We start from the raw sequence: 24,021 nt of genomic DNA on the forward strand, positions 1-24,021 counted from the left end.
AACCGGCCGCAGCATCCCCTACACGGCGCGGGTCAGCAGCATATTGCGGATATGGCCGATCGCGCGCGTCGGATTCAGTCCTTTCGGGCAAACATTGACACAGTTTTGAATACCGTGACAACGGAATACGCTGAAGGGGTCATCCAGATTTGACAGGCGCTCATCAGTAGCCAGGTCGCGGCTATCTGCCAGGAAGCGGTAAGCCTGCAACAAACCAGCTGGGCCGATAAACTTGTCCGGATTCCACCAGAAAGACGGACAGGAAGTGGAACAGCAGGCGCACAGGATACACTCGTACAGACCGTCAAGCTTTTCGCGATCTTCCGGAGACTGCAGACGCTCGATGGCCGGAGCCGGGGTATCGTTTTGCAGGTACGGTTCAATCTTCTTGTACTGCTCGTAGAACTGCTCCATATCCACAACCAGGTCGCGGATAACAGGCAGGCCCGGCAGCGGACGCAGAACCAGTTTACCCTTGGGGGCAGCTTCAGACAGTGGCGTAGTGCACGCCAGACCATTGCGACCGGAAATGTTCATACCGTCAGAGCCACAAACGCCCTCACGGCAGGAACGACGGAAAGACAAGGTCTGATCTTCGGCTTTCAGCAGTTCCAGAACGTCCAACACCATCAGGTCCTTGCCCTTGGTGTCCAGTTCATAGTCCTGCATATAAGGCGCTTTGTCGGTTTCCGGGTTGTAACGGTAAATGCTTACTTTCAACATACTCTATTCCGCTCCCGAATCAGTAAGTCCGAGCTTTCGGTTCAAAGGCTTCCATAGTGTTAGGCGCGAAGTTTACTGCACGCTTGCCAACACGTTTTTCCGTGGGGAAATACATAGAGTGGCACAGCCAGTTTTCATCATCGCGCTCCTGGAAGTCCTCACGGGCGTGAGCACCACGGCTCTCAGTACGGGTCTCTGCAGCAACTGCAGTGGCCTCGGCAACTTCCAGTAAGTTTTGCAGCTCCAGCGCTTCAACACGGGCGGTGTTAAACGCGCGGCTCTTGTCTTCGAGGCGCACATTTTCAATACGCTCGCGCAGATCTGCAAGCTTCTTCACACCTTCGGCCATAAAGTCGCCGCGACGGAATACGCCGAAGTGGTTCTGCATCACGCCCTGCAGCTCTTTGCGCAGGTCGGCAGCCTTCTCACCCTTCTCATTGGTTTCCAGGTGATTCAAGCGAGCCATAGCGGCTTCGAGATCAGACTCGGAAGCTTCGCGGTGCTCGATACCTTCGCGCAGGGACTTCTCAATAAACAGGCCGGAAGCGCGACCGAATACCACCAGGTCCAGCAGGGAGTTACCGCCTAAGCGGTTGGCTCCGTGTACGGACACACAGGCAACTTCGCCACAGGCGTAGAAGCCATCAACAATCTGATCGTTACCCGCAGCGTCCTGGGTCAGAGCCTGACCGTGAACGTTGGTGGGAATACCACCCATCATATAGTGACAGGTAGGTACTACCGGGATCGGCACCTTAACTGGGTCGGCGTGAGCGAAGGTCTTGGACAATTCACAGATACCGGGCAGACGGCTGTTGAGCAGCTCTTCACCCAGGTGATCAAGCTTCAGGAATACGTGATCGCCTTCCGGGCCACAGCCGCGGCCGTCGAGAATCTCGAGAACCATAGAGCGAGCCACAACGTCGCGGGAAGCGAGGTCTTTGGCGTTGGGCGCATAGCGCTCCATAAAACGCTCACCATCTTTATTGATCAGGTAGCCACCCTCACCGCGACAACCTTCGGTCACGAGTACACCGGCACCGTAAATACCAGTGGGGTGGAACTGCCACATCTCAATATCCTGGACCGGCATGCCAGCACGCAGGGCCATACCGACACCGTCACCGGTATTGATGTGCGCGTTGGTGGTGGAAGCGAAGATACGACCGGCACCGCCGGTAGCGAATACAGTCGCTTTGGATTTGATATAAACCACTTCGCCATCTTCGATGCACATGGCGATCACACCCACAACAGCACCGTCCTGGTTCTTCACCAGGTCAATCGCAAACCATTCGTTCAGGAATTCGGTTTTGTGCTTAACGTTGTTTTGATAGAGGGTGTGCAGCAGTGCATGGCCGGTACGGTCAGCAGCAGCACAAGTACGTGCAGCCTGGCCACCGCGGCCGAAATCTTTAGACTGACCGCCGAAGGGGCGCTGATAAATACGACCTTCCTCAGTACGGGAGAAAGGCAGGCCCATGTGCTCCAGCTCAAATACCGCTTCTGGACCTACGGAACACATATATTCAATAGCGTCCTGGTCACCGATATAGTCGGAACCCTTAACGGTATCGTACATATGCCAGCGCCAATCATCGTTGGGATCTGAACTGGCAATTGCACAGGTAATGCCACCCTGGGCAGATACTGTGTGAGAACGAGTCGGGAATACCTTGGTAATAACCGCAGTTTTATAGCCGGACTGAGCCATTTGCAGGGCAGCGCGCATACCGGCACCGCCTCCACCAATTACAATCCCGTCAAATGAAATAGTACGCATGTTCGCCATTGCTTATACACCCCAAAGAATTTCAATGCCCCACACCGCGTATAACACGGCAACGGCAGCCAGAATCACTTCTACGAACAAGCGCAGAACAGTGGCTTTACCGCCCATCATCCGGTTGGTGATGTAGTCAGTTACCACGGACCAGAGGCCAATCCAGGCGTGAATAATGGTGGACAGCAAGGCAACCAGGCTGAAAACACGCATCCAGCGCTGGGCGAACAGTTCGGACCAGGCCTGGTAGCTGAAGTCCTTACTAAAAAAGATAAAACCCACTATAAAGAGGGTATAGGCGAGCAATATTACCGCAGTGACTCTCTGGTAGAGCCAATCGAAAGTACCGCTACGGCCAAAGCTTGTTACTGTTTTTACCACAACCATACTCCCGCCAGAAGAATAAGGATTACAGCCAGCACCAGCACTGACACAGCGCTGCGACGGCCGCCTTCGAGACTTTCACCTACTCCCATATCCATAAACAGATGACGAACACCTGCCAGAATGTGGTAGATAAGTGCCGCCAGCGATGCCCAGAGAATGAGCTTGGCAGGGATACTGTTAAATACCGCTGCAATTTCGGCGAATCCCTGCTCGGATTCCAAACTGACATCGAGCATCCACAGCAGTAGTGCAACAACAACGAAGAGCACTACACCGGAAATACGATGCAAAATGGAAACCACAGCGGTAGCGGGAAGCTTTATAGTGGAAATGTCTAAATTGACAGGTCTGTTTTTGTTCACAGGAAAAACACCTTGTTGCCCTGAACGACCGGGCGCCCGTTAGCTTTTCAATGGAGGGACGAGCTGCTTGCTAATTACTTTGCACTCGATCTGATTAAGCCTTATACAAAGTAGCCGTACCATGGCGCAAGCCGCGCGGATTATAGGCATTCACTAGTCAAAACACAACGAACGCCTGCGATTACACTGGGTTCCCACTACTATCACGCAGTAAATCGGGAACTGCGGGATTTCCTTAGACATTACTGTGTATTATCTAGACAAATAATCTACTAGTGCGAGGCGGAACCGGATATCCTGCCGCCAATAGACTGGCCGTCCACTCCTTTTGGTTTGACAATTTGCGGCGCGGCACTTAAGTTTGGCCCCGCTCAAAAGGCCGCCAGCACCCGAAAATAGCGGGAAAAGGCCGGCAAAAGAACATTTTTAGGAGTCCGCAATGTCCGATAAAAAAGCGCACCTCACAGTCGATGGTATCGACGGCGCTCTTGAGATGCCCGTTCGCTCCGGCACCCTCGGCCCCGATGTGATCGATGTCGGCGGTCTGACCGGCAAAGGCTTATTCACTTACGACCCGGGCTTCGTATCTACCGCCTCTTGTGATTCCAAGATCACCTTTATTGATGGCGGCAAAGGCCAACTGCTGCACCGCGGCTACCCCATCGAGCAACTGGCAGAAAAATCCGACTATCTGGAAACCTGCTACCTGCTGATGAATGGCGAACTGCCGAATGCAGAAGAAAAGAAGAAGTATGTAGACACTATTATGTCTCACACCATGGTTCATGAATCCCTGGTGAATTTCTTTAAAGGCTTCCGTTACGATGCCCACCCAATGGCAATGATGTGCGGCGTAGTGGGTGCCCTCGCCTCCTTCTATCACGACTCTTTGGATATCACCAACCCAGAGCACCGCGAGATTTCCGCCCACCGCCTGATTGCCAAGATGCCAACTCTGGCTGCCATGTGCTACAAGCACTCCCAAGGCATGCCCTTCATGTATCCGGACAATAGCCTCAGCTACTCCGAGAACTTCCTACACATGATGTTTGGCAATCCCTGTGAGCCCAGCAAGATAGACCCGATTGTCGCCAAGGCAATGGATATCATCTTCCTGCTGCACGCCGACCACGAGCAGAATGCGTCCACCTCCACTGTTCGCCTGGCCGGCTCTTCTGGCGCCAACCCCTTCGCCTGCATCTCTTCCGGCATTGCCACTTTGTGGGGACCCGCTCACGGCGGCGCTAATGAAGCGGTACTGAACATGCTGCAGGAAATTGGCGATGAAAGCCGCATAGACGAATTCGTACAGCGCGCCAAGGATAAAAATGACCCCTTCCGCCTGATGGGCTTCGGTCACCGCGTCTACAAGAACTTTGACCCTCGCTCTCGCGTAATGCAAGGCATCTGCGATGAAGTTCTGGGTGCTATGGGTGCGGAAAATGATCCTCTACTGAAGATCGCCAAGAAACTGGAGAAAATCGCCCTCGAGGACGACTACTTCGTAGAGAAGAAACTCTACCCGAATGTAGATTTTTACTCCGGCATTATTATGAAGGCTATTGGTATTCCCACCGATATGTTCACTGTAATTTTCGCCACTGGCCGCACCTCAGGCTGGATCGCACATTGGAATGAAATGATTTCCAACCCGTACAAAATTGGCCGCCCTCGCCAACTGTATACTGGCTATCCGCAGCGCGATTATGTACCGCTCGAGCAACGCTAACGCTAGCCTCCAGCAAAAAACCCGGCTACGCCGGGTTTTTTATTAGGCTGGCAGTAAAATTCCACCCAATTATTCTCAAGTTAATCAACTGCATTCCGGTAAAATTACAAAAGCAAATAGCTTAAGCGTGACACAAGTCTCACTTTGCAAATTTTACCCGCCTTTAACCCCCCATTGCGGTCAAACCCATTGTCATCCAATGTAAAATCCGCCACGCCCGCTGGGACCCAAATAGCTTTGCTTTCTTTAAGTTACCCCCAACTTCGCGGAGCGATCAGACCTCATAACAAACCTTTAAAAATTACTGGGACTAAATTCATGCTTAGTTTTATTTCTGGAATGTTCCGGAGTAACAAAACAGAAGATGCGGCGGATCTCGAAGAAAAATACACTCGCAGCTCCTATGCAGGAACTAAAGGTACCCGCACCATCTCTTATGACCCCAACTTAATCAAAGCACTCGAAGATGATCACCGTACCCTGATCAGTATTTTTCAGCGTATGTGGTCAGAAGGTTACGAGAAACAAAACTATCGCCAGCTATCGCAGCTGTTGACCCAATTTAAGTCTGGCTTTCAAGCTCACCTGATCAAGGAAAATGTACGCTTTTATGTTTATCTAGAGCAGGCCCTGGCTGGCGACGCCCACACCCTGCAGGTAGCTAAAGATTTCCGTACTGATATGAACGAGATTGCAAATGCTGTTGTGCAATTTTGTAAGCGCTACAACCATGAAGCCTTCACCTCGGAAATGGTTCGCGATTTCAAAATGGATTACCAGAAAATTGGGGAAGCTTTGACCCGTCGCACAGCCCTTGAAGAAAAAGAACTCTACGTCCTTTATCAACCCTCCTAAAAGCAACTATTAGTTTTTTTATCAGGAGTGGTGAGATATTTAACCTAGAAATGCCAGTAAGAAACAGTTCTTTACAATAGGCATACTATTTTTAAGTCCGCAGCCCACAAGGACGGGGCCGCATGCTTTTGAACTCCGAGCACCTAACCTTAGACCAAAGAGTCTCTCCTACCATCCCGCAATTTTTGCAGCTAAATAAAACTTAAAGCACCGCATTGGGGCAAAAGGCTTTCGGCCACCCCGAAAGGAAACCAAAGCTGCGCACTCAAGTTAAGTCCATTCAAATTTTCCGAACTAACCTCGCTTTACGTCCAATTCTCTATCGTCATCACTCAATCGGCACTAGACGTTTATTTAATTTTGTTTAAACATATAGGAATTAGAATTCAAAAAAACAATACAGAGTGGGATATTGGTCTAAGAAAGTTTGTAAGCTATCTGGCTAACAAGTTAAAAAATACAAAGACCGATAGAAAAACCAAAGCAGTCGGGGGGAGGTATGACTGAGCTAGACGGCACACTTGCCGAGCAACTACCAAGTGGTATTCATACCAGTGACAGTAGTTACCCAATTTATGTGATTATCGGTACGGGTCCAGTGGGTGTGCGCTGCGCACAAAAACTGCTGGAATTCTGTGACGAAGCTCAAATTGTTATCTATGGAGCGGAAACAGAATCTCCCTACAACCGAGTAAAACTTTCTCAGTATTTATCAAGCCATGTTGAGCTGGAGGAGCTTAATAACCCTATTCTCAGCCAAAGTGACCATCGGCTTGCCGAATATATTGATCGCAAAATCGTTTCGATCGATCGATCGCAAAAGACAGTTACTGATGCTGCAGGAAATGTACAGCCATATTCCAAGCTCATAATTGCTACCGGGTCAAACCCGATTATTCCAAATATTCAAGGCGCAGATCTGTCGGGTGTGTACCCTTTTCGAAGCTTGCGAAATACCAATGACCTGCTCACCTTAAGAGAGCAAAATGCTGATGTCTGTGTTATTGGTGCCGGTGCTCTGGGGCTTGAAGCTGCTACAGCATTGAAAACACCAAAAAATAATGTCACTTTGCAATCTAGAGGTCACTTACTCAGTGGCCTCTTAGGAGAGGAAGGTGAAGAGTTTCTTAAATCAGCACTCACCGCACTGGGTGTCGAGCTAAAGATATCAGACTCGCTAGAAACCATTGAGGAAAATGATAGCAAGCGCATACTCACTTTTGCCAGTGGAGAAAAACTTCCCGTTGACGCTATCGTATTGTGCACGGGAATTAAGCCGGAAATTAGCCTGGCCGAACAATGCGGTCTATCTACTGAGCGCGGAATCGTAGTCAATGAATGGATGCAAACTTCCGATCCAGATATTTATGCTGTAGGAGAGTGTGCTGAATTTGATCAAAAAGTTTACCAGCTTGTTCGGCCGGGATACGAGCAAGCAGAAAGTTGCTGTTCGCATATTCACCGCAATCACAATAGAAGCCTTTCGGCTCAACCTTACTCCGGAAGTTATACCGATATCCAGCTGAAAATTGCCCATATTCCCTGCGGAATTATGGGGGAAGTAACACCGGAGAATATCGATCAGTTAGAAGGCGTAAAAAGCTACATCTATCGGAATCGCTTCAAGGGAATTTATCGGCGTTTATTTATCAAGGGCGAATATGTTGTCGGGGCCATTTATATCGGCAGCTGGGACGAAGCCAATGAATTGCGCCAGACAGTAGCACAAGAACAAAAAATTTCTCTGCGCGCACTGAAAGACTTTGAAAGCGAAGGGCGAGTATTTGCCAAAAAATCCGGCAATAGCATCAAAGATTTTCCCGATAGTTATTTGGTTTGTCAGTGCAATTCTGTCACCAAAGGGGAATTATGCAAAGCTATTTCCGACGGTAAGCGCAATTTAAATGAGTTGCAGCAGGCAACAACTGCCGGGTCAGTTTGTGGTAGCTGCCGCCCTCTAATGGCGGAACTTTTAGATACTCCAGCCCCAAACTTGGTAATGCGTCATTCAAAGGGGATATTGATCACTTCAATACTCTCACTAATTCTGATTTCGCTCGCCTTCCTGATGCCACCAACTCCGGTTTCCTCCTCAGTGCAAACGGCACTTTTCTGGGAAAAACTCTGGTATGACAATTTTTGGAAGCAGATTACGGGCTATACCATTCTTGCTATGTGCCTGTTTACTGCCGCTCTCAGTATCAGAAAACGCTGGAAGAGGCTTAGCCTTGGGCATGTCGATCACTGGCGGTATGCACACAGCGTTACAGGGTTAATCGCTCTAATTGCACTCGCTGTACATTCTGGCTTCCGCCTTGGTGAAAATCTGAACTTGGCATTAATGCTGGTATTTCTAACTGCAACCGCAACTGGTTCTCTCGTCGGCGTTTTTATGGCGCGCAACCACCATTGGACTGACCTGAAACTTCGCGAACACCGAAAATGGTGGTCCCGAGTTCACTATGCCCTGCTCTGGGCCTTACCGGTCCTTCTCGCCTACCATATTTTTGCGGTTTATTACTTCTAGATGAAATCATATCAATTTAAATTCTGGCATTACGGTGTATTGCTAACGCTGGCTATCGGCTCTGCGGTGGCATACAACCTTAATGTTGACGATAAATCTCTATTTATCAGTGGAGATGCTACGCACGGTCACCACCAGATTGAGCTGGCTTGTACTTCCTGCCATACCGATGGCTTTGCTGGTGAGGATGCTGTTCAGCAAGCTTGCCTGAATTGCCATGCGGAAGAACTGGAGCTTGTAGACGACTCACACCCCCGGCAGAAATTTTTAGATCCACGCAATGCTGTACTTCTAGAAACTCTTGACGCCCGGCTATGTGTAAGTTGTCACACTGAGCACAAACCACAGATCACCGGAGAGATGGGCGTAACCCTGGCGGGCGACTTTTGCTTTCACTGCCACAGCGATATTGCCGAAGAGCGCAGTAGTCACAAAGACCTGGGATTTGAAACCTGCGCAAGTGCGGGCTGCCACAACTATCACGATAATGGCTCGCTCTATGAAGACTTCCTTATCGCCCATGTTGATCAACCTGATCTATTGGAAACTGCAAAACTTCCCGCTCGTACAGCAGTTCAGTCCTGGCTAAATGAGCATTCAGGTAAAGCCCCTTTGAAAGTTAGCGAGGCAGACATTAGCAGCTCTAGCCAGACTGCAGAAATCGCAACGGTCTGGGCACAGAGTATTCACGCACAAACAGAGGTGAACTGCAGCAGCTGTCACGTCGATGGGCAAATGCAATTCAGTAGCGTTGAGATTGTCGAGCAATGTGCTAGTTGCCACAGCGATCAAAAAGAGTCCTTCACTCAAGGAAAACATGGAATGCGCATGTCCAACAAGCTGGAAGAGGGCTTTATCCAGCAGGTCGGCGCCATCTCCCCGCAACAGGCCCGCCTTCCCATGAATAGCAGCGCAACGGATGAATTGAGCTGTGTCAGTTGTCACGGGCCCCATGAAGTAAATCTGCAATTTGCCGCTGTAGAGGCTTGCCTGGGTTGTCACAGTGACGAGCACAGTCTCTCTTACAAAGAGTCCCCTCATTTCGATACCTGGAATTCAAACCCAGAGGGTGGCGTAAGCTGTGCCAGCTGCCATTTACCACGGGAAACCCATGGCGAACAGGTTGTAGTTAACCATAATCAAAATCATAACCTTCGCCCCAATGAAAAAATGATGCCCGTTTGCCTGAGCTGTCATGGAGCCGAATTCTCCCTTGCTGCCCTGGCTGACAAAACTCTAATTAACAATAATTTCAAGCATAAACCCGCAGAGAAGCATGAAACCTTCGAGCTGATCCGCGAGCGTATTGCAAGGATTACCAAAAGCAAAAACAAGCAAAATCAATCCCAATAGGAGGGGAAAATATGCGTATTGCCGCTTGTATTATCGCTGGACTGGCACTGCTCACGGGCTGTGAGAAAAACCAGGGAGTTGCTCCGGAGCGAATGGCGGATGCCATCTTTGCCGTTATCGAGGCAGACAGGGCCAACTACACCAACAAAGTTGTAAACCGCCTGCAGAACGAGGAGAAAATCCTTGACGCTGATGAGCACTGGCAAGATAAGAAATTGCTACCACTTCCCGCGCAGATGATGCGTATGGGAGCTGAACGTGTTGCCGAAAATGAATCTGGCTTTAACTATGCCCTGCTCTCCCTGTGGCCAATCAACAAACAAAACAAACCGCGTACTGAGATGGAAAAAGAGGGCTTGCAGTACGTAATCGACAATCCAGGGAAAAACTTTTACGGCCGCGAAAAACTAGGTGATACCGAATACTTCACTGCAGTATATGCGGACGTAGGTGTTTCACCTGCTTGTGTGAGCTGTCACAACGATCACGTAGACAGCCCGCGCACTGACTTTGAGCTGGGCCACACTATGGGTGGTGTTGTTATCCGAATCCCGCTCTGATCAGTTAGTTAGTAAATAACTGCGTCCGACTTTCGGGTCGGGCAACTCTCTCACAAAATATTGCCGGCGGATATTAGTCGGTGAGAACTGAGTTTAGAATAATGTAAAAGAGTGGCGGCCGAATTCGTTTCGACCGCTCCCTCTTTTAAGCTGACTGGCTCTACTCCCGCTACTACCTCGCTGAAATCATTCAGACCAGTGGTTACCCGCTGTGGGCCTATTTCCGGGTCAGTCCAGTCTCCATTACGGCCCGCTTTTTCTTGGGCTTCGCTCCGCAAAGCACACCTAGGCATTACTATATTAATGTCAAAGTCCCGCAGAGCAAACCGACCAAGGTGATTGCAATACTGAGAAAACCTACTAAAAGGTCAGCGCAGAGGATCAATAAGCCCCTGCAACCCCTCTACTTTTATCTCTAAGGCTAATGCCATCAACTGTCCTAGACGCCCCTCTGGAAACCCCTTTTTTGCGAACCAAAGCAGGTACTCCTCAGGCAAATCTATTAAAACCCGGCCCGAGTATTTTCCAAATGGCATTTTGAGTCGAGCCAGTTCTACCAAGTCTTGTTTTTCGAACAACTTAACAACCACCTAAATATTGACAAAAAAAGGGAATGAAACTCCCAATTTGGATTTGTTGCCAGTTCATGCGGACTCTACACTGGCTCCGAAATAGTTGGCCTGCGCCGACTCTTTATACCTCAACCTTCCAGTAACAGAGGTGTCTATGCGTATCAAAGCTATCAAATATCTCAGCTTGGCCGCAGTATTGACTGCAAGCCTTGGAGGTACGGGCTGCGCCAATATGAGTGATACCGATCGCCGAATCGGCACCGGTGTCGGTATAGGCGCAGTAACAGGTGCCTTGATTAGTGGCGGGCGCCCCGGTGGCACTGCCGCAGGTGCGGTTATTGGTGCCGGTGCAGGCTACCTCTATGATAGGGAAAGAAAGCGCAGAGATTACTATCGTTATCGCGGTCGCTACTATCGTTATTAATTTACGGTTTATTTTCAGTAGCTAATTAATATAGTGCGAGTGCTATTTTATTTCAGTACTCGCACTACTGAACCAAGTAAGGAAGTCAGCTCCCACCAAAACTGATTTCTATAAGGCAGAATTTACACAAGCTTCGTTTTCGTTTTGCCGCACCGTTCACAGCAATATTCAGTAACCAACTTTCCCTGCTTTACGTCAAACTTGCGCTCGGTGACCACTTTCCATTTATGAAAACCTTCCCTGCACAGGGTGCTGCCCTTGTGCTTTTGCCAAGCGGTTTTTCTTTTAAAAGGAATAACATCTCCCATTTGTTCTCGCACAATAAAGTTTGAACACTAATTTTATTTTGGAACAATAAAGTTTGAACACTAATCACTTCAAGAGCCTAAATGTACCTTTGGGGTATCAAACAGGTGAGATAAATGAAGAGGTAAGTTGCTTCAAATTACACACACATACCGACAATTTTATCCTAAAAAAAGAAAAAATTAGATATAGCATACCAAAAAAATCTTTATTAAAAAAATTCTTTCTATTTATTTGCTTATTGGTTGGTTACAAATCTAGCGCTCATACCTCATCATTACAAGTGAACCACCCGATCTTTGATGGAATCCATCTAGATTTGTAGCAACGCAGCCACTAATCCTCGGCAATGGAGCGCTCAGTCAGAAAGGTCAGAAATAAAAGAGTTATCTAGGTGGTAAAGACACGTTGGTCTTGCCCACAAAAAGTAGACACTCTAACTATGCGTATTTTCGCTCATACTCTGCTGGACTTACATAGCCCAATGCAGAGTGCCTACGAACTCTATTGTAGAAAATCTCAATGTATTCAAACACCTCAGATTTTGCTTGCTCTTCGCTTTCGAATGTTCCGGCATAGACCAGCTCGACTTTTAGCCTGCTAAAGAATGATTCCATTGCCGCATTATCCCAACAGTTAGCCTGGCGACTCATACTCGGCTTGCACTTGCTTTCGGACAAGAGATCCTGGTATTTCTGCGATCGATATTGCACACCCCTGTCAGAGTGAACTAGCAGTCCAGGCTTTATTGGTCGTCGCTCTAGGGCCATTTTCAATGCTCGACGTGTCAATTCATCGGTCATCTGCGAGTCGAATGCCCAACCTACAATACGTCGAGAGTACAGATCCATAACTACCGCGAGGTATAGCCACCTATCCAGAACCCAGATATACGTAATGTCACTGGTCCAGCGGCAATTTGGTCGATCCACATCAAAGCAACGCTTAAGTAAGTTGGCGGAGACGTTAATGCTCCCCTCTACGGGCTGACTATATCGAAAGCCTTTGCCGTTTCTCGCTTTAATATGTTCCTGTTGCATAAGCTTAGCGACGTAGTTCCGCGAGCATGGCTCACCTAACTCTTGAAGCTCGCAAGCAATTCTAGGCGCGCCATAACGACCTTTAAACTCAACAAACGTCTCTCGGATTTTCTCGATTGTTCGTATCTCTCTAATCGTGCGAGCAGATGGCAATCGCCCCCGCCATCGATAATAACCCGATCTTGAGACTTCTAAACACCGACACATCAAGCTAACCGGGAATGACCCTACATGCTCTTGTATCAATGCGTACTTTACTCTTGGTGGTTCGCAAAGTACGCAGCTGCCTTTTTTAGAAACTCAACCTCCTGACGAGCTTCATGCAGCTCCTTCTTGAGTTTGCGAACTTCAGCGCTTTCCTGTTTGGAATAGTCGACACCGTCTAAACTATTGAACTGCTTATCAGACAGTCGATTAAATTGACGACGCCAGTTGTAGATCTGCTGTGCGCTGACGCCTAGCTCTCGCGCCACAGAAGCCGTTGTTGCTCCAGCCTTTTCCGCTCTCTTAACTGCTTCTCTGCGGAACTCCTCCGTATACGCCTGAGTTCTTTTCTTACCCATGATACACCTCCGTGTTAGGCCTAAACCTAACTATACAGGGTGTCTACTAAACGTGGGTAAGTCTTACGTCTAACGCCGCCCCCAGCTGCATTTCCCTACTTAACCAGGGAAATTAATAAACCCCAGCCCCCATAGCCTCTGAAATTCCCTATCAGATAGCAGGAATACACCTTTCGATAATCACAGATACTCAAGGTTCATATCTCTATCCAGAGATGGCTAATTCTGCGCTCTTGCAAGAGCGATCAATCGAGAATTACTCTCCTCCCAGTTTGCCTATGATAATTAGTAAGTGCCGGGAGGGTGCGCGTGCATTTTGAATTCAGAAGTAAAGTTTCAGCACACTATCCGCAACACAAACCAGGCGACCTGAACCTTCAACCTCTACCTCAATATGATTGATCATTTCCACACTACGCTTCGATGGCACCAGGGACTTTAAAGTCGTACGAGCTCGGATACGATTGCCAGTCTTAACTGGATAAGGAAAACGCACCTGTTCAAGGCCGCAGTTTATAATCATTCTAGCTTCAGGGTAAGGCGGTTTTTCCGGATTGACAGCATCGGTGAGCTCGGGAATTAGCGATAGGACCAAAAAGCCGTGGGCAATTGTGCCTCCAAACGGCGATTCAGCCCTTGCTCGTTCTGGATCAATATGAATCCACTGGCGGTCTCCAGTTACTTCGGCAAAACTGTCAATGCGCGACTGGTCAACTACAATCCAGCGCCCAATATATATCTGCTGACCAATACGTGCTTGCCAGTCTTGGTAGAAAGCGATGGCCTTAGGGTTCTTAATGACTTGTAATTCACGATTGGTAGCAGGATCAACAACCGGCCCAGCTTTCGAAGTCCATGAATTTTTAAGCAAGTTACTGATGTAATAGGACAACTGATGCAGGTGATTATCATGGGTGCTTTTGAGGTCCAAATTGTTAATCCGAGCCCTAAGCAACCTTTCCTTTTCCCTGATGTACTCGAGCACGTCCATCATCTCATCCTGTATTAATGACATTGAAGCAGCGTAACTGGACCTAAAATTAATTTTGTGCGGCAGCTACTTCCAACTCCACGTCTTGTTTCTAAAACGCCTTGCGGCTGAGTAGGTTAAAATGGTTTGTTTCCAATCGACCCAAAGGCGACAACGCCGGCGACTCCATCGCTACACAAAGCCAATAGCGTTGCGCCAACGTGCAAAGGTTAAACCAAAAGCTCCCCATTTCTCTTACCTTACACTCAAGCCACGTGGCTGGTTGCGAGTTAAGCAAAGATACAAGATCAAACTCGATCGTAGAAAAAGGCAGTCGAAGCCCCAAACCACACACTTTGGACACAGACTCTTTAATGCACCAAACCCTTGTTAACAATTCACAGTGAGCAGTGCTTGGGATAGTCATTACCTGGTCATATTGCTCTGGACTAAGTAAATGCCTGAAATTTAGACCTGAGCCCAGTTCACGAGCAAGGGGCTCCAGATCTATACCTGGATCAACGGTAGAGCTAAGCGCAATCGCGACCACACCACTAGCATGAGAAATACTAAATTTTATTGGGGCCACACTTTGGTTTAAAACTCTAGGCCTGCCTTGCTCATCAGGGAAAATTTCCCAATCTGCCGGCAAAATACTTACGCCACTTTTAGCGGATAAAACATAACGCAATAGGTAACGACCAAGCAGAAAATGTAGGCCCGCCGCTCGATTAACAATCCCACTATATCTTTTCTGCTCAGCCTCGCTAACTGTGGTGAAGACAGTTTGCGGATCATGCTCGATTAGAGTTTCAAACTCCTTCACGGTAGCAATCCAAAGACCTATATCCCTGTTAACTCCAGTCTTCATAGGGTCCGCTCAAAAAGAATAATGCAACTTAAACTCGATAAAATCCTCATCCCGTACTGGATACAGCCAAGTATCACTGCGGCCCACATTGAGGAATAAAAACGCCCGAGTTTCGATTCTAAAATAATCGCTCAGACGGTGTTCTAAGCCTAAGTCGAGGTAGTTGCCATGACTATCGAAGTCATAACTTATGACCCCTCGAAATTCGCTGTCACCGGTATCACCGAAGCTAGCTCTAAGGCCGACAAAGAGATCGTTCTGACCTAATGTTTCAGCTTGCTCATCCCTATCGTCGATTAGATATTCGGCGATCAAGGACAGATCTTGCATACTATCCGGTAGCGAATAAATCGGGTGCTCAAGGCCAACGTTTGCAGCAAAGAAACCTTGCTCCAGTTCGCGACCAGTTTTCGCTTCCAACTTCAAGGTCGTGTCGCCGAGGAGATAAAGTGTGTCCAGTAAAAAATTCTCGGTTTCGATGTAAAAGGGAGTCAACATCGTCGCTGAAGGGCTAGGCCTTACCAGTAGTGGCGCCCGCCTAGTGCCTCTGAAGTAACCGATCCCTGTTTCTAAATCACCAGCGTAAAAATGGCCTCGCAGAGCAACATCTCCACCTCTATTCGAGCTTTCAAAAAGTGCCCGGTCCGAAATCGGTAGTCCGAATGACGGGCGCTCTGGAAATTCTCGCTCACGAAAAGTTGGCAGATAGAATATCGATAGTTCGCCGTTATCAAAACGCAGACCTAAAGATGCGAAGGTCTGCCCCATCTTTTCCTTTCCGTCGATAGCTTGGCGCAAGTCAGCCTGATTAAGTACATTGACTATATTCAGAGATTCAGAAACGCCCCAAAAGAAAGTGCTAACACCAAGATTCAGCGATAACTGATCACGGCGCCAGTGAAGGCTGGCTTGGCGGATATCGGCATAACGACGCTCCCCATCCTGCTTATCCCAGCTACCAAACAACCGCAGCTTATAGCCAGTATCACCAATATCCCCCTCAGCATTTGCTTCAATTTCCAGCCCCGGTCCGAAGCGGTAGCTATCATCAATGGCCAGCGACTCCTCTTCTGCAAATATACGAGCCGTGGCCGCGATATCAACAGAATACTTGTCAACCTTGACCTCTGCGAGGACCGGCATAATGGTAAGGCTTAGACACAGCTGCACCCAAAACGCTAAACGCAAGACCCCCATACCCTTAATCCCGGAGTGTATTGCGATGGAAATTCGCAACTGAGAGACCGGTACCAAACTCGATGCGGCTATAGCTTAAGATCGTTACGTTTCCACTCTGCTGATTATGCATAACCACCTCCATGGGCCTCCAATAACGATCGTCGTAGAGGCGAAAATCCCTTGCGGAAAAAGTCTTGAGCAGCGTTTCCTTACGGTCGAAATAGTCTATACGGAAGATACGTCGAGCACTCTGATCAACCCAGACCCGCTGCCGGCTATATGCAGAGTGAGAGTCTTCTGGCACTCGGTCAATTACGTCACAAACCAGGGCACCATCTTCGCATGATTCCTCTCTCACGTAGGTATAGCGGAAATCGTCGACCGCCTTATCAGACAAGTCCTCGAACGAAAACTCACTACCGACGAACGCACCACTCTTATTGCGAGATGAGATCCTCTTAATACGGGAATAGGCAGGCAAATATAACCACTGCTTATCGGTATCCTCTAACTGCGGATGCGTTAGAAGCGCCGTGCCCCGGATATCGGCAGGAAAATTGAAGCGGATTAACGATTTGTCTCCACCCTCGTGACTCTCAAGTGAGCTGATCTGCAGTTCACGTCGAGTTTCATCTCCGGCCCTGTTGCGTAGAATCATCGTCAATTCGGCAACACTGTCGCCGTAACCAAGATCACGGTTATCCACTGCCACTGCGACCTCCCGCCCCTTTCTAACATCGCTAGCAGCGCCTTGAACCGGCAAACCGATTAGGCCACAAAGTATTGTCACTGGAAGGAGGAGACGGTAATCAGTTCGCATTATTTAGTTCCTTGTCGGTACGAAATTGCAGGTTCGACGTACGTGTCCTGCGCATAAAGGTTAGAACCAAGGCCGGTAGTAATATCAAGTCAAACACCAATGCCAACACAATAGACATCCCCGTGAGCATACCCATCTGGGCATTTTTCTCGAACGCCGAGGTCGACAATAGAAGGAAGCCTATCACTAGCAGCATTGAGCTAATCACGATCCCACCCATAGTCTTACTAATGGTTTCGCTTACGCTATCTTCAGGACTGAGCCCCCGCTTTAGACCGTTGACATACTGATAGAGGAAGTGAACTGTATCATCGACGATTATGCCGATCGCCATTGCCGACACCCCAGCCAGCCCCATTGAGATTTGACCATTAACGAGATACCAAAATCCAAATGCTGCCGCGACTGGAAGCAGGTTTGGAACCAAGCTCAATAGACCAATATCGAGTGAGCGGAATACCAGCATCAACGTCAATGAAATCACCACAAACGCTAGCGAGGCACCTTCAAGGAGACTTACAATATTTGATTGACCAATGTGGGAAAAAATCACTGCGGGACTGCTGTGATAGATATCAATGGAGCGAGGTTGGTTTTGCAATAACCACTCTTCGACCCGTTTTTCAAAAGCAATTAAGCCCACCGAGCTTAGATTCTTTAATCGTGCAGTCAGTTTCACCGAGGATTTATTCAAATTCACCTGATGGGTCACATCACGACCAAACGGCAACGACATCTCGTATAGCAGGAACTGCTGTGCAGCGGTAATTGTATCGCCAGGTAACCGGTAAGAGTCCTCATCACCACCATTCATCAAACGGTTAAGATCCTTGATTCGGTGCAGGGGGCTTGCAGTTGTAAAAACTTCTGGCTGCTCATGTAGCCAGTCATCGAATGTATCAAGAAACTGTAAAAACTCTGGCTGAAACATACCGTTCTGCTCTGGTACCGAGAGCGAGTAATCGATTGTATAAATACCAGAAAAGTGGCGATCGATACGTTCAGAATCAGCACGGAAGGGCTGCGACTCATCAAAATAGCGGATTAAATCATCGTTTAATTGATTCAATGGACTGAGTGCAGCGACGCATAGGGACAAAGGTAGCATTAGCCACAATATCCGCTGGCGGTAAGCGATAACCCAGCCTGACAACAAAGCCATGCGATTAATCAGTCGGTTGGCACCTGTTTCCCGCGTTGAAAAACGAATACGCAGCAGAAGCTGTGGTAGAACCGTCAACGACAAAAGTAGCGAGAAGAGCACACCTAAGGCAACTATATTGCCAAGATCTCGAAACGGCGGTGAGTCACTGAAATTCATCGCCAGAAAACCGATAATAGTAGTGACATGGCTCACCGCAATCGGCTTGAGATTGCGCCGGTAGGATTGCAAGACTGCTTCTTCACGAGAAACACCACTGCGTATCTGGCGCTGAATATAGCTGAGGATGTGGATGGCCGACGCTACTATCACCGTGAACATGATGATTGGAGCCGATACTGATGGCGCAGACAATTGAATACCGAGCCAACCAGCTAGACCCAAAGACCCTAGCAGTGCCAACACTACTACCGTCAAAATAGCGCCACCTGCAGCAGGTGATCCGAGAATTAGAGCAGCGCTGACCAGCACAAAAAGGATCATCAACGGTATCAGCGTGATGAAGTCTTTTTTTGCCGCCTGGAAAAAGGCACCGTTCATCTCCACCACACCGGTGACAAAAAAACGATGATCCGGATATTCCATCTTGAATGACTTAATCAATTCATCGACAGCACCGGTAACGGCTAGCACTTCGGCCTTATGGTCTAACCCTGGCAACCGAATGGTCGCATTGATCGCGGTAAATCGTCCGTTCTTACTAACCAAATTGCCAACCAAGTCCCTCTCACTACTAGCGGCAGTTTCAATAAAGGCGATCCTTTGCGGCGTCAATTCGTCAAGCTCGTAGACGAACTCCTCAATCAAAATATCATCGTCTTCAGCAGAGCTATAGGGGAAGTTCGTTAGCGAATCTACTCGAGAGACATGGGCCGTCCGCCACAACGCGCGTGTCATTTCATGTATAAGGCTCAGAGTACGCTGGTTGTAGATGTTGTCATCCACCGGTTCAATCATGATGAACACGTTATCAGTCGTGCTATAAGTATCTTGCATCTGCTCCAAGCGCAGTAGGTCACGATCGTTATCATCGAAGAAAACGCGATAATCACTGGCCAGCCCCATCCGTTTTAGGCCAACAGCCGACATCAATGTGAGCAACAGCACCAGCGCTAATAGCCACTTACTGGCGCCAGAGCGAATGATCCAATCGGTCTTTATATTTTTGTTCAAGGTATTTCTTTCCTTTCGGATAAAAAGGCTCGCAGCGGCACCATTACTCGCTCTACATCCTTCTCAACCCCCATTACCAGCTCCGACGCTCGACAACTAAGCCATTTACGTCCCACTAAGAAAAGCCCAGGCTCTGGAGTCCTTCCATAGTTTTCAATGAAGCCCCTCTCATCGACACAGTGCGGCAACTTTAGCCAGCTCGTTCGGTCGCAATAGCCTGTTGCCCAAATCACTGTATCTATGTCATGCCAACCGACGGAGTCGAAACGGATTTGACGGCCAGAGCACTCCAAAGCACGGCCAACAATCTTTACGCCTTTAGCCTTCAGCCGTCTATTGTTGTATTCACCACAGGGGACAGGGTTACGCTTTTTTAATATCTTCGCGATGAGGCTGTTCTTATCGGCGGAAAGGATACGCAAGCGATCAAGCCACCAAAAAATATCACGTCCGAACAAACGGTTGGGAGGCAGGCCACGTGGGGAACCCGTGGCCAAAAACACATTGCAACGTCCCGCTAGCCGGTCCACGATCTGACGCCCAGTAGCACCATCCCCAATAACGGCAACAGTGTGGCCATCAGAAATGACATCGGTTGAGGCGAGACTACCGTCTAGTTGCTGCACCTCTCCAGCAAGTTGGGAACTTATCGCCGGCACCTGGGGTATCTGATTAGCACCAGTTGCATTGACGATACTGGTGGCGAGCAGAGACGTGCCGTCGGCAAGGTCGACCTGAAAACTGCCGTTCGAAAGGCGATCGAGACCAACAACTTCACAGCCTTCTCGAACCTGAAGATCAAAGTGGCCTGCATAGCTGACCAAATAATCAGCTATTTCTACTGTAGTCGGGAAGCCCTCAGGATCGCCCGGAAAGGCTAGTCCTGGCAGGGCACAGAATTGACGTGAAGTGAATAGCTTCATACCTTCGAGCCGGTTACGCCAAACGTCGCCAATACTATCCCGTTCAAGCAGAAGGTAGTTGAGATCAGCCTGCTGCAGCATTCGTGCGGTGTGAAGACCGAACTGGCCTCCACCGATAACTATGCAATCAAGTCGCGACATCAACTGCGCTCCAAAGCTGTTCTTGAAAAATTCTTTTCGAGATGTGCCACAAGAGCGTTAATCGTTGGGTAGTCGAAGGCTAGCGTCGGATCGATGTCAACAGAGAGGTGGTCCTCCACCATAGTCGATAGCTGGACATGGTCTGCCGAGTCTAGACCTAGACTTGAGAAAGAGGTGTCACTGTGCTTATCAATCGAAAATTCTGGTGTCTTAGCAGCGATAAAATCTGTGATCTGTTCCACCAGGTTTTTCATTCTAAATTCATTCGTCATCTTATATTTCCTATCAACGGTTCATGCGAGCTGCGCCTCTTCGGCTGCAATCAGATCCCTGCAGGCAGTCCTACGAACTTTGCCGCTGGTGGTTTTCGGAATACCGCCAGGCTTGACCAGCAAAAGCTGGTCGAGGGCGACATCATGTGCCAACATCACTGCCTCACGCAGCTCCTGTCGGAGTTCATCGTGGTTTCGGTTAAGAAAGGCGTGGCGGCGAATCTCAACAATGGCTGCCAGTCGGTTTTGGCCATTGCTATCCACAGTGAAAACCGAGGCTCCGTTATTGCCTGCCGCATCAGGATGGTCACTACAGGTACGTTCAATATCGTATGGATAAAGGTTGCGGCCGCGCAGGATTAACATTTCCTTAATCCGCCCGGTGATATACAACTTATTGTCACGGACGAAGCCCATGTCCCCGGTTTTGAGGTAATAATGACCGTCGCAGGGCGATATACGAGCACCGAATTGCTGCTTACTAATCTCAAGGTTGTTAAGATAACCTTGTGCTATTGAGGCACCACTAATCCATATCTCACCAATACAACCCTCATCTGCTAGCCGGCCACTCTCCGGATCAACAACCTTCAAAATCATCCTTGGCGTGATACGACCGCAGCTAACCACTTGACGCCCCTCACCAGTAGATTGCAGTCGACCAGAGTCAAATGCTGCGGGATCGAAAGCCAGGGTTTCAATGCCTACGCCTTTCGGTCCTCCAGAGACAAACAAAGTGGTTTCAGCCATGCCGTAGCAGGGAAAGAAAGCAGTAGAGGAAAAACCGTAAGGCTGGAAACGTTCAGCAAATATCCTCATAGTGTCGGCGCTGACAGGCTCAGAGCCATTCAAAGCCACCTTCCAGCAACTCAGGTCTAATCCCGATAAGTCCTCTCGCTCACCTATGAACTTGATGCAGTGCTCATAGCCAAAATTAGGTGCAGCAGAGCTATGAATTCGATAGTGAGATATCAATTCTAACCACCGGCGTGGACGCTGAACGAACTTCATCGGTGGCATGAAGACGTAGGTACCACCAAGGAACAATGGCTGCAGCATATGGCCTATCAGTCCCATATCGTGGAACTGTGGCAGCCAGCCGCCAGCAATTACACCTTCGCGGTGGCCACACGCCTGCTGGATAGCCAATTGGTTATCGATAATGTTGGCGTGACTTACCATCACACCTTTGGGTAGATCAGTAGAGCCTGAGGTGTACTGAACAAACGCCAACTCATCTGGAGCCGGAAGAGGTAACTCTACATCTTTAGCAGCACCAACCTGCTGCTCATCAATCCAGGCCTGGTCGCCCAAATTAATCGCCGGTAATTCTGCTAATTGCTCAAATAGCTGTTCACGAGTCTCAGCGGTCGTCAGAATGGCTTTGGTCTTTGCATCACCAAGAATACGAACAGTGCGCTCTAATTGCTGAGCATTGCGACTCAGGTTCAGGGGTACAGCAATGACGCCAGCCGCGAGGCAGGCGAGGAAGTTGACCACAAAATCAAGACCAGCAGGGAAAAGCAGAGCAAGCGGCTGGCCTCTATATCCGCGCTCGACTAACAGTCGGGCCCGTTCCAGTACCTGCTGATTCAGTTCACCGTAACTCAGCGATAGAGCACTATCAGGCCCATGAGGCTGGAATACGCAGGCGGTACGGCTAGGCTCATTAACCACGTGTCGGGCGAACTGATCCATGAAGCGCTGAGCTGGAAAAATCTTATCCGTCATGAGCCCAACTCCTCACCCTTTAAAGCTCATGCTTTTGAGCTGTGCCACGCACCGCTGCAATGAATCAACAAAACGATCTATATCATCAAGGCTGGTAAAGCGGCCGAAGCTAATCCTGATCGCACTTTGTATTTCTTCATCACTTAGCCCCATTCCTTGTAATACAGGCGATAGTTGACGGGTCTTGTTGTTACTGCATGCAGAGCCAATCGACACCACAATCCCATCTTTCTTTTCCATTAACAGAGCAAGCGCCTCACCCCGAATGCCTGGAATCGATAGGTTTAAGGTATTGGAAATCGCCCCCTCATAATGACTAGCACCATTGATATGTGTTTCGATAGAGGATTTGCCAAGCTGTTCGATCAAGTGCTGTTTGCACTTCAGACAGTGATGATCCCAGTACTCAAGCTCCCTGCGACATTCGTCAGCAGCCTCACCGAGTCCGGCGATAGCGACCAAATTCTCGGTACCAGAGCGCATTGCCATCTCTTGTCCACCACCATGAATCAAGGGAGATATGCGATCTATATTCTGGATATATAGGCCGCCAATACCCTTGGGACCATAGAATTTGTGTGCGGAAAAAGAAACAAAATCAGCACCTAATGCCTCGACATCAAGAGGCCGCTTACCTACTGCTTGCACTGCGTCGACATGGAACGGAATGCCTCGGGAGCGGGTCAGCCTTGCCACCTGATCCACAGGTTGAATAACGCCGGTTTCATTGTTCGCATACATCATGGAAATCAATCTGGTGTCAGGCCGGATAGCTTCAGCGACAGCCTCAAAACTGACGGCGCCACTCGGTCCCGGCTTCAAGCAGGTGACTTCGAATCCGAATTGGTGGGCGCAGTATCGGATAGTTTCTAGAACTGAAGGGTGCTCAATCGCCGTGGTTAGGATATGGCCGGCCCTACCCAGGTCGTTCATCAGGCTTCCTTTAATAGCCCAGTTATTGGCTTCAGAACCGCCGGAGGTAAAGAAAACTTTTTCCGGCGCGGTACCCAGTAGGCTAGCGACATGGGTCTTTGCTCGCTGGATTAGCTCACGATTACTGGTCGAAGGAAGCGTACGCCCCGATGGATTAGCAAAGAGCCGAAGCGCAGAGGACATAGCCGTAGCTACAGCCTCCGACACCGGGGTTGTGGCGTTGTAGTCGAAGTAACCCTCAATCGAGTGAGCATTTGTCATGGCATCACCTCCCGACAATCTTTGCCAACTAAGCTCAGCAACCTATGATGAAGCTGCTGCAAAATCTCAACACAATGGTGTTGTGATGGCTCTAGTTCACCAAGCATGCCTTCTATTTCGCTACTTGTTCTCCCGGCAAGCTGTTCCGGTGCCAACCCCTCAAGCGAGGCACAGAAAATGTTGGCCGTCGCCACCGAAGTAGCGCAGCCCCAAGCTCTAAAGCGAGCACTGTCAATCAGTCCATTGGTGATGTTGATCTGAACGCGAATCCGATCTCCACATACTGGATTGCCAATTTCATATTCGTAATTGGGTTCGTTGATATCACCGACATGAGCCGGGTCGGAAAAGTTGTCAATGATGATGTCGTTGTACATGTTGTAGCTCCATCTTGGACAGCT

The 24,021-nt window shown here is 49.0% G+C and carries 24 protein-coding genes; 6 read left to right on the top strand and 18 right to left on the bottom strand.

The features are described 5' to 3' along the window. Positions 1-18: 18 nt before the first annotated feature. Genes ACJJIW_RS00500 through sdhC form a run of 4 tightly spaced genes read right to left on the bottom strand, consistent with a single transcriptional unit; the run spans position 19 to position 3,255 of the window. Positions 19-723, bottom strand: a complete 705-nt coding sequence (locus tag ACJJIW_RS00500; protein WP_282933822.1) for a succinate dehydrogenase iron-sulfur subunit — start codon at positions 721-723, stop codon at positions 19-21. A 19-nt stretch (positions 724-742) separates the two neighbouring features. Further along, the gene (gene sdhA / locus ACJJIW_RS00505) at positions 743-2,515 is read right to left on the bottom strand and encodes a succinate dehydrogenase flavoprotein subunit (RefSeq protein WP_282933823.1); all 1,773 of its coding nucleotides are present in this window, start codon (positions 2,513-2,515) and stop codon (positions 743-745) included. A gap of 3 nt (positions 2,516-2,518) precedes the next feature. After that, the gene (gene sdhD / locus ACJJIW_RS00510; RefSeq protein WP_444936454.1) at positions 2,519-2,887 is read right to left on the bottom strand and encodes a succinate dehydrogenase, hydrophobic membrane anchor protein; all 369 of its coding nucleotides are present in this window, start codon (positions 2,885-2,887) and stop codon (positions 2,519-2,521) included. Continuing rightward, positions 2,881-3,255: a succinate dehydrogenase, cytochrome b556 subunit gene (gene sdhC / locus ACJJIW_RS00515; protein ID WP_282933825.1), complete on the bottom strand. Its 375-nt coding sequence runs from the start codon at positions 3,253-3,255 to the stop codon at positions 2,881-2,883. Before sdhC ends, sdhD begins: the two co-directional genes overlap by 7 nt. Positions 3,256-3,694: 439 nt before the next feature. Here sdhC and gltA point away from each other — a divergent pair, with 439 nt between their 5' ends. The 5 genes from gltA to ACJJIW_RS00540 all read left to right on the top strand — a co-directional run bounded on the left by gltA (position 3,695) and on the right by ACJJIW_RS00540 (position 10,279). Continuing rightward, complete coding sequence (gene gltA / locus ACJJIW_RS00520; RefSeq protein WP_282933826.1) at positions 3,695-4,984, top strand: citrate synthase; 1,290 nt, start codon at positions 3,695-3,697, stop codon at positions 4,982-4,984. Positions 4,985-5,302: 318 nt separating this feature from the next. Next, positions 5,303-5,839: a hemerythrin domain-containing protein gene (locus tag ACJJIW_RS00525; protein WP_444936455.1), complete on the top strand. Its 537-nt coding sequence runs from the start codon at positions 5,303-5,305 to the stop codon at positions 5,837-5,839. Between the two features lie 499 nt (positions 5,840-6,338). Further along, complete coding sequence (locus ACJJIW_RS00530) at positions 6,339-8,366, top strand: FAD-dependent oxidoreductase (protein WP_444936456.1); 2,028 nt, start codon at positions 6,339-6,341, stop codon at positions 8,364-8,366. After that, on the top strand, positions 8,367-9,719 hold the full coding sequence (locus ACJJIW_RS00535) for a cytochrome c3 family protein (protein ID WP_444936457.1): 1,353 nt from the start codon (positions 8,367-8,369) through the stop codon (positions 9,717-9,719). An 11-nt stretch (positions 9,720-9,730) separates the two neighbouring features. Further along, positions 9,731-10,279: a Tll0287-like domain-containing protein gene (locus ACJJIW_RS00540; protein ID WP_282933830.1), complete on the top strand. Its 549-nt coding sequence runs from the start codon at positions 9,731-9,733 to the stop codon at positions 10,277-10,279. Between the two features lie 368 nt (positions 10,280-10,647). On the opposite strand, the gene ACJJIW_RS00545 is transcribed toward ACJJIW_RS00540, so the two are convergent. Further along, positions 10,648-10,857: a DUF3820 family protein gene (locus tag ACJJIW_RS00545; RefSeq protein ID WP_282933831.1), complete on the bottom strand. Its 210-nt coding sequence runs from the start codon at positions 10,855-10,857 to the stop codon at positions 10,648-10,650. Between the two features lie 148 nt (positions 10,858-11,005). Here ACJJIW_RS00545 and ACJJIW_RS00550 point away from each other — a divergent pair, with 148 nt between their 5' ends. Further along, positions 11,006-11,275, top strand: a complete 270-nt coding sequence (locus ACJJIW_RS00550; protein ID WP_108734168.1) for a YMGG-like glycine zipper-containing protein — start codon at positions 11,006-11,008, stop codon at positions 11,273-11,275. A 122-nt stretch (positions 11,276-11,397) separates the two neighbouring features. Here ACJJIW_RS00550 and ACJJIW_RS00555 read toward each other — a convergent pair whose 3' ends face one another. The 13 genes from ACJJIW_RS00555 to ACJJIW_RS00615 all read right to left on the bottom strand — a co-directional run bounded on the left by ACJJIW_RS00555 (position 11,398) and on the right by ACJJIW_RS00615 (position 23,997). Further along, positions 11,398-11,583, bottom strand: coding sequence for a hypothetical protein (locus ACJJIW_RS00555; protein ID WP_282933832.1), 186 nt, complete (start codon positions 11,581-11,583; stop codon positions 11,398-11,400). A gap of 438 nt (positions 11,584-12,021) precedes the next feature. Then, positions 12,022-12,867 (bottom strand): IS3 family transposase, encoded by an 846-nt coding sequence (locus ACJJIW_RS00560; RefSeq protein ID WP_282933833.1) that lies wholly within the window; start codon positions 12,865-12,867, stop codon positions 12,022-12,024. Positions 12,868-12,875: 8 nt separating this feature from the next. Beyond that, a complete protein-coding gene (locus ACJJIW_RS00565; RefSeq protein ID WP_282933834.1) occupies positions 12,876-13,184 on the bottom strand; it encodes a transposase in 309 nt (102 codons plus the stop codon). Positions 13,185-13,506: 322 nt separating this feature from the next. After that, positions 13,507-14,199, bottom strand: coding sequence for a MaoC family dehydratase (locus ACJJIW_RS00570; protein ID WP_282933835.1), 693 nt, complete (start codon positions 14,197-14,199; stop codon positions 13,507-13,509). A 67-nt stretch (positions 14,200-14,266) separates the two neighbouring features. Beyond that, positions 14,267-14,980 (bottom strand): 4'-phosphopantetheinyl transferase family protein, encoded by a 714-nt coding sequence (locus ACJJIW_RS00575; RefSeq protein ID WP_172975418.1) that lies wholly within the window; start codon positions 14,978-14,980, stop codon positions 14,267-14,269. A gap of 54 nt (positions 14,981-15,034) precedes the next feature. After that, entirely contained in the window at positions 15,035-16,222 is a 1,188-nt protein-coding gene (locus ACJJIW_RS00580; protein ID WP_152454482.1) for a hypothetical protein, read from the bottom strand. A 4-nt stretch (positions 16,223-16,226) separates the two neighbouring features. Continuing rightward, positions 16,227-17,024, bottom strand: coding sequence for an outer membrane lipoprotein-sorting protein (locus ACJJIW_RS00585; protein ID WP_152454483.1), 798 nt, complete (start codon positions 17,022-17,024; stop codon positions 16,227-16,229). Then, positions 17,014-19,359 (bottom strand): efflux RND transporter permease subunit, encoded by a 2,346-nt coding sequence (locus ACJJIW_RS00590; protein WP_152454484.1) that lies wholly within the window; start codon positions 19,357-19,359, stop codon positions 17,014-17,016. The genes ACJJIW_RS00585 and ACJJIW_RS00590 overlap by 11 nt, the downstream gene beginning before the upstream one ends. After that, positions 19,356-20,423: a flavin-containing monooxygenase gene (locus ACJJIW_RS00595; RefSeq protein WP_152454485.1), complete on the bottom strand. Its 1,068-nt coding sequence runs from the start codon at positions 20,421-20,423 to the stop codon at positions 19,356-19,358. Before ACJJIW_RS00595 ends, ACJJIW_RS00590 begins: the two co-directional genes overlap by 4 nt. Beyond that, positions 20,423-20,695 (bottom strand): acyl carrier protein, encoded by a 273-nt coding sequence (locus ACJJIW_RS00600; RefSeq protein ID WP_216646255.1) that lies wholly within the window; start codon positions 20,693-20,695, stop codon positions 20,423-20,425. Before ACJJIW_RS00600 ends, ACJJIW_RS00595 begins: the two co-directional genes overlap by 1 nt. A 21-nt stretch (positions 20,696-20,716) precedes the next feature. Further along, complete coding sequence (locus tag ACJJIW_RS00605; RefSeq protein ID WP_152454486.1) at positions 20,717-22,426, bottom strand: fatty acyl-AMP ligase; 1,710 nt, start codon at positions 22,424-22,426, stop codon at positions 20,717-20,719. 12 nt (positions 22,427-22,438) lie between these two features. Beyond that, positions 22,439-23,620 carry a cysteine desulfurase family protein gene (locus ACJJIW_RS00610; RefSeq protein WP_152454487.1) on the bottom strand — a complete coding sequence of 394 codons (1,182 nt, stop codon included), beginning with the start codon at positions 23,618-23,620 and terminating at the stop codon, positions 22,439-22,441. Beyond that, positions 23,617-23,997, bottom strand: coding sequence for an iron-sulfur cluster assembly scaffold protein (locus ACJJIW_RS00615; RefSeq protein WP_152454488.1), 381 nt, complete (start codon positions 23,995-23,997; stop codon positions 23,617-23,619). The genes ACJJIW_RS00610 and ACJJIW_RS00615 overlap by 4 nt, the downstream gene beginning before the upstream one ends. Positions 23,998-24,021: the final 24 nt, after the last annotated feature.

It is taken from the genome of Microbulbifer maximicatervae (SeqCode), assembly GCF_052467815.1.

Excerpts from the sequence above, each read along its gene's own strand:
- ACJJIW_RS00500 (WP_282933822.1), bottom strand. The coding sequence starts at position 723 with ATGTTGAAAGTAAGCATTTACCGTTACAACCCGGAAACCGACAAAGCG.
- ACJJIW_RS00530 (WP_444936456.1), top strand. The coding sequence starts at position 6,339 with ATGACTGAGCTAGACGGCACACTTGCCGAGCAACTACCAAGTGGTATT.
- ACJJIW_RS00610 (WP_152454487.1), bottom strand. The coding sequence starts at position 23,620 with ATGACAAATGCTCACTCGATTGAGGGTTACTTCGACTACAACGCCACA.
- ACJJIW_RS00535 (WP_444936457.1), top strand. The coding sequence starts at position 8,367 with ATGAAATCATATCAATTTAAATTCTGGCATTACGGTGTATTGCTAACG.
- ACJJIW_RS00580 (WP_152454482.1), bottom strand. The coding sequence starts at position 16,222 with ATGGGGGTCTTGCGTTTAGCGTTTTGGGTGCAGCTGTGTCTAAGCCTT.
- ACJJIW_RS00585 (WP_152454483.1), bottom strand. The coding sequence starts at position 17,024 with ATGCGAACTGATTACCGTCTCCTCCTTCCAGTGACAATACTTTGTGGC.
- ACJJIW_RS00565 (WP_282933834.1), bottom strand. The coding sequence starts at position 13,184 with ATGGGTAAGAAAAGAACTCAGGCGTATACGGAGGAGTTCCGCAGAGAA.
- sdhA (WP_282933823.1), bottom strand. The coding sequence starts at position 2,515 with ATGGCGAACATGCGTACTATTTCATTTGACGGGATTGTAATTGGTGGA.
- ACJJIW_RS00600 (WP_216646255.1), bottom strand. The coding sequence starts at position 20,695 with ATGACGAATGAATTTAGAATGAAAAACCTGGTGGAACAGATCACAGAT.
- ACJJIW_RS00540 (WP_282933830.1), top strand. The coding sequence starts at position 9,731 with ATGCGTATTGCCGCTTGTATTATCGCTGGACTGGCACTGCTCACGGGC.
- ACJJIW_RS00595 (WP_152454485.1), bottom strand. The coding sequence starts at position 20,423 with ATGTCGCGACTTGATTGCATAGTTATCGGTGGAGGCCAGTTCGGTCTT.
- ACJJIW_RS00615 (WP_152454488.1), bottom strand. The coding sequence starts at position 23,997 with ATGTACAACGACATCATCATTGACAACTTTTCCGACCCGGCTCATGTC.
- ACJJIW_RS00605 (WP_152454486.1), bottom strand. The coding sequence starts at position 22,426 with ATGACGGATAAGATTTTTCCAGCTCAGCGCTTCATGGATCAGTTCGCC.
- ACJJIW_RS00525 (WP_444936455.1), top strand. The coding sequence starts at position 5,303 with ATGCTTAGTTTTATTTCTGGAATGTTCCGGAGTAACAAAACAGAAGAT.
- ACJJIW_RS00550 (WP_108734168.1), top strand. The coding sequence starts at position 11,006 with ATGCGTATCAAAGCTATCAAATATCTCAGCTTGGCCGCAGTATTGACT.
- ACJJIW_RS00570 (WP_282933835.1), bottom strand. The coding sequence starts at position 14,199 with ATGTCATTAATACAGGATGAGATGATGGACGTGCTCGAGTACATCAGG.
- gltA (WP_282933826.1), top strand. The coding sequence starts at position 3,695 with ATGTCCGATAAAAAAGCGCACCTCACAGTCGATGGTATCGACGGCGCT.
- ACJJIW_RS00555 (WP_282933832.1), bottom strand. The coding sequence starts at position 11,583 with ATGGGAGATGTTATTCCTTTTAAAAGAAAAACCGCTTGGCAAAAGCAC.